The following is a 12,101-nucleotide window of genomic DNA, read 5'->3' as shown; positions in this document are numbered from 1 at the left end:
AAACTACAAAAAAATGGCCGTTGACATGAAAATCCCTCCTGTGGGGGAATCCATTACCGAAGTAACCGTTGGCACCTGGTATAAAAAAGAAGGTGATCACGTAAAGATGGACGATGTACTTTGCGGACTCGACTCCGACAAAGCGACGTTCGAATTAACGGCCGAAGCCGATGGCATCCTGCACATTCTGGCTCAGGAAGGCGACGTTCTTCCTATTGGAGCCAGTATTTGCAAAATTGATGATGGTGGCAGCGCACCAAGCCCTGCTCCCGTTGCCGAGCCCGCTAAAGCAGAAGCGCCTGCTGCCCCGGCTCCACAACCAGAGCCCACTTCCCAGGCAGTAGCAGAACCCGCCCCGGCTCCCGCTGCACAGGCCGCATCGAGTGTTATCGAAATGAAAGTGCCCGCCGTTGGCGAGTCGGTGACGGAGGTAACTATTGCTTCGTGGAGCAAGAAAGACGGCGATCAGGTTGCCCTCGACGAAGTGTTGTGTGAGCTTGAATCCGACAAAGCAACGTTCGAACTTCCGGCTGAAGCGGCTGGAACACTCCGCATCGTAGCTCAGGAAGGCGAAACGCTCCCGATCGGTGCCCTGATTGCAAAAATCGAAGTTGGGGCAGCTGCGCCAGTTAGCACGCCAGCCCCGACTCCTCAGCCAGCGACGAGTGCGCCAGCACCCGACGTTTCGGCAAATGGACAGAACGGCAACGGATATGCCGCGCATTATCCATCACCGGCAGCCGCTAAAATTCTTGACGAAAAAGGCATTAATGCGCAACAGGTTCAGGGCAGTGGCGTTGGCGGACGTCTGACAAAGGAAGATGCAATGAAAGCAACTCCGGCTCCGACACCAGCACCGGCTCCAACGCCTGCAGCTCAGCCAACTGCTGCTAAACCAGCGGCACTAGCTCCCGCCCCAGCGGCTCCTGCTGTACCGGGTAGCCGGAACCAGCGTCGGGAAAAAATGACGTCTCTCCGTCGGACAATTGCTCGTCGACTGGTAGCGGTTAAGAATGAAACGGCCATGCTGACTACCTTCAACGAGGTAGACATGAAGCCAATCATGGACCTGCGGAACAAGTTTAAAGACAAGTTTAAGGAGAAGAACGGTGTAGGGCTTGGCTTTATGTCTTTCTTCACGAAGGCGGTTTGTATTGCCCTGAAAGACTTCCCGGCGGTGAATGCTCAGATCGATGGCGATCAAATGGTGTTCAACGATTTCTGTGATATTTCTATTGCCGTTTCCTCAGATCGTGGCCTGGTGGTGCCTGTCATTCGGAACGCCGAGCAATTAAGCTTTGCTCAGATTGAAAAAGAAGTCGTTCGGCTAGCGGGCCTTGCTCGTGAAAACAAGCTGACGATCGAGCAAATGACCGGCGGTACATTCACCATCACCAATGGTGGTACGTTTGGCTCTATGTTATCGACACCGATTATCAATGCACCACAATCTGCTATTCTGGGCATGCACAACATTGTTGAGCGTGCCGTAGTGGTCAATGGCGAGATCGTTATCCGGCCAATCATGTACGTAGCTCTGTCTTACGATCACCGGATTATTGACGGTAAAGAATCGGTTAGCTTCCTGGTTCGAGTCAAACAGATTCTGGAAGATCCTACCCGGATTTTATTCGATATGTAATTCATAACGTTTCAACAAAATAAAGGCCGCCCCGATATTCGGGGCGGCCTTTATTTTGCGCAGGGTAGTGTCGGTGGTGTCGGGTCCTCAGACCTAACATGCTCGCGCCAGCAACTTATGTCGGGTCCTCAGACCCGACACCACACTGGTCGGCACTACTCCACGATCAGACTTACACCACCCATTTCAGCAGGCTGTGGAATACCCATTAGCTGCAGAATAGTTGGCGCAATATCGGCAAGTTTACCATCTTTCATGGCTGGATGATACTCTTTGTCAATCAGAATACAGGGCACTAAATTGGTTGTGTGCGCCGTATTGGGTGAGCCATCCTCATTCTCCATAAACTCAGCGTTGCCATGGTCAGCAATGATGATCGTTGTGTATCCGTGCGCCAGGGCGGTTTCCGTAACCGCTTTGGCACAGGCATCGGCGGTTTCGGCCGCTTTAACAACTGCTTCGAAAACGCCCGTGTGCCCCACCATGTCCGTATTGGCAAAATTCAGGCAAACGAAATCGACTTCTTCTTTCTCCAATTCAGGAATAATAGCGTCTCGAATAGCGTAGGCGGCCATTTCAGGAATTTGATCGTACGTCTTCACGGGTACGGTTACCTCAATGCCTTGCTCATCGAGAACAACCATTTCCTTCGGTGACGGACACAACAGACGTTTTTCGCCCACGAATGGTTCTTCGCGACCGCCGGAGAAGAAGAAGGTAACGTGCGGATATTTTTCTGTTTCGGCAATGCGGATTTGCTTACGATCTGCGCCGGCAATAACCTCGCCCAGTGTATTTTGCAGGTTATCTTTATCGAAAATGACTTTCACGTCAGCAAACTCACTGTCGTAATTGGTCATTGTGATGTAATTCAATGACAGCTTCTTCATTCCCTGCTCCGGAAAATCCTTCTGCGTTAATGCCTGTGTTATTTCACGGCCCCGGTCGGTACGGAAATTAAAACACAGAACAACGTCACCTTCTTCAATAACCGCTACAGGCGATCCGCTATTATCCGTCACAATCAGGGGCTTGATGAACTCATCCGTGACACCAGCCTCATAAGAGGCCTGCAGGGCATTTGTCACATCGGCAGCGGTGATTTTTTCACCTTCTCCTTTCACCATCGCGTCGTAGGCCACCTTAACACGTTCCCATCGGTTGTCGCGATCCATGGCATAATAACGCCCGATGACGCTGGCAATCTGGCCCGTTGTCGCGGCCATATGCGCCTGCAGATCAGTCAAATAAACAACACCGCCTTTGGGGTCAGTGTCCCGGCCATCTGTAAACGCGTGAACGAACACATCGGTCAGTTCGCGAGCATGCGCAATGGACAACAAGCCCTTGATATGATCGATGTGCGCATGAACGCCACCATCCGACACTAGCCCGATAAAATGAACCTTCTTGCCGTTTGTTTTAGCATAGGTAAGGGCATCTACCAGAACCGGCTCATTGTCAAGGGTGTGCTCTTCAACGGCTTTATTTACTTTTACCAGATCCTGATACACCACCCGCCCGGCACCCAGGTTCATGTGGCCTACTTCAGAATTGCCCATCTGCCCCGCAGGCAGACCGACGGCCAATCCTGATGCTTCCAGCTTACTGTTTGGGTATTGAGAATACAGCGAGTTCATGAATGGCGTATGAGCCGCTTCGATTGCCGAAACTTCTGGCTTGAGCGGAATGCCCCAGCCATCGAGAATGATAAGAATGACTTTTTTGTCCATAAGAAGCAAAAGAGCGAAAGAATGAAAGAGTGAAAACGTGAAAACCATCCGGCCAATTCACTCTTTCACTCCGCTCCGGCGTTCCGGTTCGCTCTTTCGCTCATTAAAGTTATGTTGTTGAACTAAATACGTAAGTAGTTGCCGACAGCAGCGTAAGCAAATCTGGTAAACTTCTTCAAACACTTCCGGTCCTTCGTAATAGGGGTCCGGTACGTTGGGCTGGTCGCTCACATCCGGATCGAATTCCCGAAGCAAAAAGATGGTGTCGTTTGTGTAAAGTCCCGTACTACGGTAATTCAGCTTTTCAATGGCCTCCAGATTGGTTTCATCCATAGCCACGAAATAATCGAACTCAGCTAGATCCTCGCCAATCAGGCGACGCGCCCGGTGCGATAGCGTCAAGCCGTGTTCGAGTGCGTTTTCGCGCGTTCGCTGATCGGGTAACTGACCGATGTGAAAAGATGCGGTTCCGGCCGAATCAGCCTGAATTTGCTTTTCAAGTCCGGCTTCGTTAATCAGCGCCCGAAACACCCCTTCGGCAACGGGTGACCGACAAATGTTGCCGTAACAAACGAAGAGAACGTTTATCATAATGAAGAATGAAACGTAAAGAATGAAGCGTGAAGAATAGGTTTATCTTATTCTTCACGCTTCATTCTTTACGTTTCACTATTTTTCCAACGGTTCATTGTGCTCATCGACAATAACAAACACATCTTCGCCGGGCTTTTTCATTAAATATTTTTCACGGGCAAACTTCTCCCGCAGGCGATCATTACCGAGTACTTCCTGACGTTCAGTTTGTACAGCTTTAATTTTAGCCTGGTAAAATTTGGCCTCTCCATCGAGCCTACGCAGTTCCCACCAGTTTCGAATCTGGGTTGGCAGATCGTTGGCATCGAAAAACGTCATCCACCCTACCAGCACTAAGCCGGTAGCGACGTAGAAGTTGCGGCCATAGCGGAGAAGACGATTCAGCATACTACGTAGTGTAGTCTGTAAAGTGACGAATGAAGGGTAATAGCCCTGAAGAACTAGTTTTCATTCTTCACTTTACAGTCTTTATTAAAACTTCAAGCCTGGGAAATACGCGGTTTCGCCTAATTCCTCTTCGATGCGAAGCAGTTGGTTGTATTTCGCCATCCGGTCGGAGCGCGAAGCCGAACCCGTTTTGATCTGACCCGTGTTGAGCGCTACGGCAAGATCAGCAATGGTAGCATCTTCGGTTTCGCCCGACCGGTGCGACATGATGTTCTTGTACGAATTCCGCTTGGCCAGGTTAACGGTATCAATTGTTTCGGTTAAGGAACCGATCTGGTTCACTTTAACCAGAATTGCGTTAGCGATATCCTGATCGATACCTTCCTGAAGGCGCGTCACGTTCGTTACGAACAGGTCATCGCCAACCAATTGCACCTTCGTTCCTTTCAGTTCGTCGGTGTGGGTTTTCCAGCCAGCCCAGTCGTCTTCGGCCATGCCATCTTCGATCGACAGGATTGGGTATTTAGTAGCCCAGTCTTTCCAGAAGCCAGCCATTTCCGACGATGTCAGCTTATCGCCCGTCGATTTTTTGAAATGATAAACACCGGCTTCAGACTCGTAGAACTCCGATGAAGCGGCATCCATTGCAATCCAGACATCTTCGCCAGGGCGGTAACCCGCTTTTTCGATCGCCTGAATGATCGTTTGTATAGCTTCTTCGTTCGACTTGATGTTGGGAGCAAAACCACCTTCATCGCCTACGTTAGTGGCCAGACCCATTTTCTTCAATACGCCCTTAAGCGTGTGGAAAATTTCGGTACCCATGCGCAGTGCTTCCGAGAAACTCGCTGCATTGGCGGGCATAACCATGAACTCCTGGAAATCAATGGAGTTGTCGGCATGTGAGCCACCGTTCAGAATGTTCATCATCGGAACAGGCAACGTGTTGGCATTAACACCACCAATATACCGGTAGAGCGGCAAACCGGCTTCCTGCGCGGCTGCTTTAGCGGCTGCCAGCGACACGCCAAGAATGGCGTTAGCTCCCAAACGGCCCTTATTTGGCGTACCGTCCAGTTCAAGCATAATTTTATCGATCATGCTTTGCTCAAAGACCGAAATGCCAACCAGTTCTGGAAAGATCAGCTCGTTTACATTCGAAACGGCTTTCAGAACGCCTTTACCAACATATACCTTCGGATCATTGTCCCGAAGTTCGACCGCTTCGTGGGTGCCGGTCGATGCGCCAGACGGCACCGCGGCCCGACCCAGATAGCCATTTTCGGTGCGGACATCTACTTCAACCGTTGGGTTACCGCGTGAATCCAGAATCTGCCGGGCATGAATGCTTTGGATGGTACTCATTGCAAAAAAATAAGAAGGGTTAACAACGAAAAAATCTATCGTTCCGGCGTACCGGTTTATGGGGTTTGACTACCAAGCCATTAGGCTCGTTAGCTAACCAGCCGCAAAGTAACGAAATACGGGGCAAAACTTTAGAAAAGGAACCGGATTGCTTCGTGACTTCACGAATAATTCATGGTCAAAGGGTCTCGAAACAGAATTTACCAGAAAATGTTGTCTATTTGTGCGCTTAAGAACAGCCACTAAACCATGTGTATCTATGCGAGGACTTTTGTATTTTCTACTATTCCTGTTAGTTGTTTTTGGTGTACTCTACGCACTTACGGGCTGGAGCTATAGCGATGGCGAGCGTGCCGGAACCGTTTCCAAATTCAGTCGGCGCGGATTTCTCTTCAAAACCTACGAAGGTGTGCTGAATGTAGGCGGCTTTTCGGGTGAGACGGGTTCGTTAACCCCTCAGTATTTTGACTTCTCCGTCAAAGATGACGTCATAGCCGCTCAGGTCACCCAGGCCGTAAAGACGGGCCAGCGTGTGACGCTTCATTACGAAGAAAAAATTCTAAAATTCCCCTGGAATGGCGAAACCAAGTATTACATCACATCGGTAGAAATAGTTGGTCCACCGGCTCAGCCGTATGGGGACACCTCGGCCTATCCGGGTTATCAGCAGAGGCAGTCTCAACCGGTTCAGCCCCAGCAGGTGCAACCACAGAATCAGCAACCGGCACCGGCTCAGCAACCCGCTACCGCCGATTCTACGCTGTAACCAAAACGAGACACACTAGTCCAACAAACCTACTGAAAATCAGATAGTTGTTGGGCTATTTTCTCATACTCGACACATTCGTCGAACAAGGGGTAAAAGGCCCCAACTATTTCCTAAATCCATTTGGTAATCTGCCCATTTTTGGGTAATTTTATCTGTTTAAACAACCATCCTAACATGGCAAAATCAGATACGGCGCAAGCCACAGCATCTGCTAATGACAGTAAATTAAAAGCCCTTCAAACAACCATTGAAAAGTTGGATAAAGCCTTTGGTAAAGGCACAGTGATGCGCCTGAGCGAAAGCAAAGTCGTAGACATTCCGGTTATTTCAACTGGTTCGCTGGGACTAGATCTAGCCCTCGGCATCGGCGGTATGCCGCGTGGTCGTGTGGTTGAAATCTACGGCCCTGAATCATCGGGTAAAACCACCTTAACCATGCACTGCATCGCCGAAGCTCAAAAAGCAGGCGGTCTTGCCGCCTTCATCGACGCTGAACACGCGTTTGACCGGGTGTATGCGGAAAAGCTGGGTATCGATACAAAAAATTTGCTCATCTCACAGCCTGACAATGGTGAACAGGCACTGGAAATCGCCGAACATCTGATTAGTTCAGGCGCGATTGACATTATTGTTATTGACTCCGTGGCTGCCCTCGTACCTAAGGCCGAGATTGAAGGCGAAATGGGCGAAAGCAAAATGGGTCTGCAGGCTCGTTTGATGTCGCAGGCGTTGCGTAAACTAACGGGTACGATCAATAAAACGGGTTGCTGCTGTATTTTCATTAACCAGCTTCGGGAAAAAATCGGCGTTATGTTCGGTAACCCCGAAACAACCACCGGTGGTAACGCGCTGAAATTCTACGCTTCGGTCCGTCTGGATATCCGGCGTATTGGCCAGATCAAAGAAGGCGCTGATAACGTAGTGGGTAACCGCACCAAAGTTAAAGTTGTCAAGAACAAACTGGCCGCTCCGTTCAAAGTCGTTGAGTTCGACATCATGTACGGTCAGGGCATATCCAAAGTTGGTGAAATTCTGGACCTAGCGGTTGAAATGGAGATTGTGAAGAAATCGGGCTCATGGTTCTCCTATGGCACTAGTCGTCTGGCTCAGGGTCGTGATGCCGTCAAAGAGCTACTTCTGGATAATCCTGAACTAATGGGTGAGATTGAGGGCAAAATCCGGGCGAAAATCGCAGCTGATGATGACGCTCTTCTTGATCCTGTTCTGGCTGCTACAGCAGAAGACGATGAAGGCGAAATTGACGATTAATTGATTCGCTTATTACTAAATGTCCCGGCCAACGTGAATTTGTTTCACTATTGACCGGGACATTTTTTCGTGACCTGTTTATAATAGTCCAGAGTGATGTCAGTTTTAAGAAACTTACACGGCAGGTTTTGAGAAACCTACTGTGTAACCCAACACCACATCAGCAGGTCTACAAGTACAAACTGATTTTTCCTTTTTCTAAACAGGCTTCGCAGCGGGTTCAATGCGGTTAACGACCTGCCAGCCCAAGCCAATGGCCAACGCATCTTCAGCAAGCCCAACAGCGGCATCAGGCAATCCTTCTTCATGGCTCAGCCAACGGCGCAAGTTGAAGAAAAGTAATGTTCCAGCAACGGCACCCAAACCACCCGCTATAGCCCCATAGGGCACTTCGTTCCCTTCTACTTCGCTTAGAAACGCGCCACAGGTTGCACCCGATGCGATGCGCGTAATAAATTGGGCGGGAACAGTACGATCTGGTGCAGCGGGAAACTTATCGCCGATTAATTCAGCACCGGCTACCACGTTTAAGCCGATCGATACGGGTGGCTGGGCCAGGTAATGAACCGGTTTCTGGGGTTGTTTGGTCGGAATTGTCCGAACCAGCTTATGGCTGAGTAAAGCCGGTGCTACGGCAGCGCGCATTCCGGCAATAACGCCAATTTGAAAGGCGCGTAAATACGATTGAATCATCAGTTCGTTGAGTAATAAGTGGGTTGCTTAGTTTTCGTTTTTCAAGGACTGCATATCGATCACAAAGCGGAAGCGAACGTCTTCATTCTGCATCCGGTCAAATGCTTTGTTAATATCTTGCATCTCGATCATTTCTATTTCAGGAAGAATCGAGTGTTCCGCACAAAAGTCCAGGACATCCTGCGTCTCTTTGATACTACCAATCAACGAACCCGATACGGTACGCCGATGCATGGCGACTTCCATGTTGTTGAGCGGACTTTTGTAAGGGCCTAACAGACCTACCGTTACAAGGGCACCATCGCGTTTGACGACAGTGACATAAGCATTGACATCGAACGGATCAGGAATGGTAATCAGGATCAGATCAAACGATAATTCATGGGCTTTCATGGCCTTCTTATCCGTCGAGATAATAACCTCATGCGCACCGAGTGCTTCAGCGGCAGCCCGTTTATCCTCCGTATGCGTGATTACGGCTACCTCCGCCCCCATTGCTTTGGCCAACTGAACGGCCATATGGCCTAGGCCACCCAGCCCAACCACCCCTACTTTGCTGCCCGCCTGAACGTTCCAATGCCGAAGCGGAGAATACGTTGTTACACCGGCGCAAAGAATTGGAGCGGCTGCCTTAACGTCGAGTGCATCGGGAATCTTCAGCACAAATGATTCTTTTACTACCAGGGAGGTCGAATACCCACCGAACGTATTAAATCCACTTCCATCGGGCTTCATGTAGCCGTTGTAAGTGGCGGTCCAGCTAACGGGCCCTTCGCAGTATTGCTCATCGCCCCCGGTACAGGAATGACACTGACCACAGGAGTCGATCATACAACCAACCCCCACCACATCACCTACGCTGAACCGGGTCACGTCTGTGCCCATTTGAACGATACGCCCGACCACCTCATGGCCAGGGATACAGGGATAAACAGTATTGGCCCAATCGTTTTTAACCTGATGCAAATCGGAGTGGCAAACCCCACAATAGAGCACATCGATCAGCACTTGATCCGATTCGGGTGCCTTTCGCTCGATATCCATGCGGGACAGGGTGCTCAAACTATCGATAAGTGATGCTTTGGCTCCGTAAGCTTTTGTTTTAATGGATTCCATAAAATTGAGTTCGTGTATCCGGGTTTAACGGTCGTGGTTTGTTGTTCATAATCACTTGAGTGAGTACGAACAACAAACCACAAATTAATTAGGCTACTACTTCTTCTACAGCGGCTTTAGCGTTATGATAGGCTCCTTTGACGCTATCGCCAACGGAAGCCAACGCATGCTTGGCTTTGTGTTCTGCCTTACCCGCCTTATAACGGTATTTGAGTTTATCGTACGAACTGATTGGTATCACCGATGAGCGGTTACGGGCCATAAACCAGATAGCGCCGACCACAACCGCCCCTATCGTCAGCGCGAGTGCCGTTTTCTTCTGTTCCTGTTCAGCCTGCTCTTTGGGTGTCATATCGCTACGCACGCTGGCTGCGACCAGTGGATCAGGCAAAATATGAGACATCGCTACCCGAGCTTTATTCATCCAGCCGGCCACAACATGGTCTTTTCCATTCATAAGGGCTTCGTATCCTTCCTTGGCCACCGTAGCCGGATCGGCCGTTTTGTTGGGATCAGCTCCTTTAGCTTCGGTGGCTCCAGCCGTTTTGAAGAAATTGGTGTTCGTCGCACCCGGCATCAACACCGTTACCGTAATATTGGTATCTTTCAGCTCATCGCGAATGGCTTCCGAAAACGATTTGATAAACGCCTTAGTCGCTCCGTAAACGGCCATCAGCGGATTAGGGGCCACAGACACTTCTGACCCTAGCATCAGAATCTTACCTTCGTTGCGACTAACCATGTCCTTTACGTATAACTTGGTCAAATGCATCAACGCTACGGCATTAACCTGCACGATGGATAACTCCTTCTGCAGATCGGTCTCTGTGGCAAACAAACCATACTCGCCAAAACCGGCATCGTTTACCAGCACATCGATTACCATGCCTTTGCCCGTTGTCTCGGCATAAATTTCATCAGGAGCCGTAGGACTTGCCAGATCTTTATTGATCAGGGTCGTTTGCGTTCCATACTGATTATAAAAGCTGCTGGCTAATTGCTCCATGCCTTCCTGATTAATATCAACCAGAACCAGGCTATAGCCATCTTTTGCGAACAGTCGGGTTAATTCGCGGCCAATACCGCTGGCGGCTCCTGTGATCAGAGCGGTTTTACCATTGTTTTGTGTTTCCATCGTTGAGTAGAAGGGGCAAATGCTCCCGTTGAATTAAGGTTTTAAAATAACTTTGGTGCAATCATCTTCTTTCTTTTTAAAAATGTCGTAGCCCCGTGATATCTCCGTCAGGGGCAACACATGCGAAACGATGTCATCCAGTACAACCTTACCCTGCACGACAAGGTCCAGCAGATGGTCGATGTTTTTATGAACCTGCGATTGTCCCTGCTTGATGGTTACGCCTTTATCGAACATTCGGCCCAAAGGGAAATTGTCGAAAGGAGTGCCGTAAACGCCAACAATCGTCACGATACCACCCCGGCGCACAGCCCGGAAACAGGTTTCGAGTACACTATCGGTGCCTTTTTCCAGATTGAAAACGGCTTTAGCTTTATCCAGTACCGACCGGCTAGCTTCCATACCAACCGCATCCACGCATAAATCGGGACCTCGTCCTTCCGTCATGCTGCGTAGGGCCTCTACGATATCGACGTCATTTGGATTAAGCGTCTCGACGTTATTGACCCGTTTGGCGCGTTCCAGCCGGTAATTGACCGGATCGATAGCAATTACGCGTCCCGCCCCCTGCAACCAGGCCGATTTCTGCGCCATTAGTCCAACTGGTCCAGAACCAAATATGGCTACCGTTTCGCCACCTTTGAGTTCACCCCACTCGATAGAACTCCAGCCCGTGGGAAAAATATCGGTCAGAAATAACACCTGTTCGTCTTTGAGTCCTTCCGGCACATGGCGCAGGCTATAGTCGGCGTAAGGAACGCGTACCGCTTCGGCCTGGCCGCCGTTGTAGCCGCCGTACAGGTCAGAATAGCCGAAAAGACCACCGCCTTTTTCGGTTAGCAGACCGCCATCCGGACCGTAATCTTCTTTGTTGGAGTTTTCGCAATGCATCTCCTGGTGGTGCTGGCAGAAAAAGCATTTTCCGCAGGCAATCGTAAAGGGTACCACAACACGATCGCCCTTTTTAAGATTGGTTACGCCCGAGCCGACTTCTTCAACGATACCCATGAACTCGTGCCCAAGTACTTCCGGTCGAAGCTGGGGCAGAAAGCCATCGTAGATATGAAGATCCGATCCGCAGATGGCGGTAGACGTAACACGAATAATGGCATCGCGGGAGTCTTCAATGGTAGGATCATCGAATTGTTCGTACCGGATATCGCCGGGTTTGTGAAATACTGCAGCTTTCATAGTTGAGGTATAAAACGCTTGAACGAATAAGTCTATTAAGGACTGTAACGCGATAAAAAGGTGTTGGTTTAGATAAACCAAGTAGACGGACCAAATTAGTAGAGTAATCACCTAACAGACCACTTGTGGAAAGGAAATGGGACTCTCGATGGACTATAGTTTCTCCGAGACGAGCTAAAAAGCAAAAAGCGCCGACCATAAGGTCGG

Annotated in this window: 11 protein-coding genes; 3 read left to right on the top strand and 8 right to left on the bottom strand. The window is 49.7% G+C overall.

What is annotated here, in order from left to right; translation table 11 throughout:
• Positions 1-13: 13 nt before the first annotated feature.
• Positions 14-1,642: a 2-oxoglutarate dehydrogenase complex dihydrolipoyllysine-residue succinyltransferase gene (gene odhB / locus ACYU8Y_RS02330; RefSeq protein WP_460933793.1), complete on the top strand. Its 1,629-nt coding sequence runs from the start codon at positions 14-16 to the stop codon at positions 1,640-1,642.
• A 155-nt stretch (positions 1,643-1,797) separates the two neighbouring features.
• Here odhB and gpmI read toward each other — a convergent pair whose 3' ends face one another.
• The 4 genes from gpmI to eno form a co-directional block, all read right to left on the bottom strand.
• Positions 1,798-3,375 (bottom strand): 2,3-bisphosphoglycerate-independent phosphoglycerate mutase, encoded by a 1,578-nt coding sequence (gene gpmI / locus ACYU8Y_RS02325; RefSeq protein ID WP_460933791.1) that lies wholly within the window; start codon positions 3,373-3,375, stop codon positions 1,798-1,800.
• Positions 3,376-3,432: 57 nt separating this feature from the next.
• A complete protein-coding gene (locus tag ACYU8Y_RS02320; RefSeq protein WP_460933789.1) occupies positions 3,433-3,966 on the bottom strand; it encodes a low molecular weight protein-tyrosine-phosphatase in 534 nt (177 codons plus the stop codon).
• A gap of 78 nt (positions 3,967-4,044) precedes the next feature.
• Entirely contained in the window at positions 4,045-4,356 is a 312-nt protein-coding gene (locus tag ACYU8Y_RS02315; RefSeq protein ID WP_460933787.1) for an FtsB family cell division protein, read from the bottom strand.
• Positions 4,357-4,440: 84 nt separating this feature from the next.
• The gene (eno, locus tag ACYU8Y_RS02310; RefSeq protein WP_460933785.1) at positions 4,441-5,721 is read right to left on the bottom strand and encodes a phosphopyruvate hydratase; all 1,281 of its coding nucleotides are present in this window, start codon (positions 5,719-5,721) and stop codon (positions 4,441-4,443) included.
• A gap of 259 nt (positions 5,722-5,980) precedes the next feature.
• On the opposite strand from eno, the gene ACYU8Y_RS02305 reads away from it, so the two are divergent.
• Together ACYU8Y_RS02305 and recA are read left to right on the top strand one after the other, a co-directional pair.
• Positions 5,981-6,487 (top strand): hypothetical protein, encoded by a 507-nt coding sequence (locus ACYU8Y_RS02305; protein WP_460933783.1) that lies wholly within the window; start codon positions 5,981-5,983, stop codon positions 6,485-6,487.
• Positions 6,488-6,664: 177 nt separating this feature from the next.
• Positions 6,665-7,759 (top strand): recombinase RecA, encoded by a 1,095-nt coding sequence (recA, locus tag ACYU8Y_RS02300; RefSeq protein ID WP_460933781.1) that lies wholly within the window; start codon positions 6,665-6,667, stop codon positions 7,757-7,759.
• Positions 7,760-7,957: 198 nt separating this feature from the next.
• Here recA and ACYU8Y_RS02295 read toward each other — a convergent pair whose 3' ends face one another.
• The 4 genes from ACYU8Y_RS02295 to ACYU8Y_RS02280 form a co-directional block, all read right to left on the bottom strand.
• A complete protein-coding gene (locus ACYU8Y_RS02295; protein WP_460933779.1) occupies positions 7,958-8,452 on the bottom strand; it encodes a DUF4126 family protein in 495 nt (164 codons plus the stop codon).
• Between the two features lie 27 nt (positions 8,453-8,479).
• Positions 8,480-9,568, bottom strand: a complete 1,089-nt coding sequence (locus ACYU8Y_RS02290) for an NAD(P)-dependent alcohol dehydrogenase (protein WP_460933777.1) — start codon at positions 9,566-9,568, stop codon at positions 8,480-8,482.
• An 88-nt stretch (positions 9,569-9,656) separates the two neighbouring features.
• A complete protein-coding gene (locus ACYU8Y_RS02285) occupies positions 9,657-10,703 on the bottom strand; it encodes an SDR family NAD(P)-dependent oxidoreductase (protein WP_460933775.1) in 1,047 nt (348 codons plus the stop codon).
• 33 nt (positions 10,704-10,736) lie between these two features.
• Positions 10,737-11,894: a zinc-dependent alcohol dehydrogenase gene (locus tag ACYU8Y_RS02280; protein ID WP_460933773.1), complete on the bottom strand. Its 1,158-nt coding sequence runs from the start codon at positions 11,892-11,894 to the stop codon at positions 10,737-10,739.
• Positions 11,895-12,101 lie beyond the last annotated feature (207 nt).

The sequence above is a fragment of the Spirosoma humi genome, assembly GCF_054776575.1.
This window is presented reverse-complemented; position numbering and strand designations above follow the sequence as displayed.

What these genes read in the sequence shown, in the direction of transcription:
- odhB (WP_460933793.1), top strand. Translation starts at nt 14, where the DNA reads ATGGCCGTTGACATGAAAATCCCTCCTGTGGGGGAATCCATTACCGAA.
- gpmI (WP_460933791.1), bottom strand. Translation starts at nt 3,375, where the DNA reads ATGGACAAAAAAGTCATTCTTATCATTCTCGATGGCTGGGGCATTCCG.
- ACYU8Y_RS02320 (WP_460933789.1), bottom strand. Translation starts at nt 3,966, where the DNA reads ATGATAAACGTTCTCTTCGTTTGTTACGGCAACATTTGTCGGTCACCC.
- ACYU8Y_RS02315 (WP_460933787.1), bottom strand. Translation starts at nt 4,356, where the DNA reads ATGCTGAATCGTCTTCTCCGCTATGGCCGCAACTTCTACGTCGCTACC.
- eno (WP_460933785.1), bottom strand. Translation starts at nt 5,721, where the DNA reads ATGAGTACCATCCAAAGCATTCATGCCCGGCAGATTCTGGATTCACGC.
- ACYU8Y_RS02305 (WP_460933783.1), top strand. Translation starts at nt 5,981, where the DNA reads ATGCGAGGACTTTTGTATTTTCTACTATTCCTGTTAGTTGTTTTTGGT.
- recA (WP_460933781.1), top strand. Translation starts at nt 6,665, where the DNA reads ATGGCAAAATCAGATACGGCGCAAGCCACAGCATCTGCTAATGACAGT.
- ACYU8Y_RS02295 (WP_460933779.1), bottom strand. Translation starts at nt 8,452, where the DNA reads ATGATTCAATCGTATTTACGCGCCTTTCAAATTGGCGTTATTGCCGGA.
- ACYU8Y_RS02290 (WP_460933777.1), bottom strand. Translation starts at nt 9,568, where the DNA reads ATGGAATCCATTAAAACAAAAGCTTACGGAGCCAAAGCATCACTTATC.
- ACYU8Y_RS02285 (WP_460933775.1), bottom strand. Translation starts at nt 10,703, where the DNA reads ATGGAAACACAAAACAATGGTAAAACCGCTCTGATCACAGGAGCCGCC.
- ACYU8Y_RS02280 (WP_460933773.1), bottom strand. Translation starts at nt 11,894, where the DNA reads ATGAAAGCTGCAGTATTTCACAAACCCGGCGATATCCGGTACGAACAA.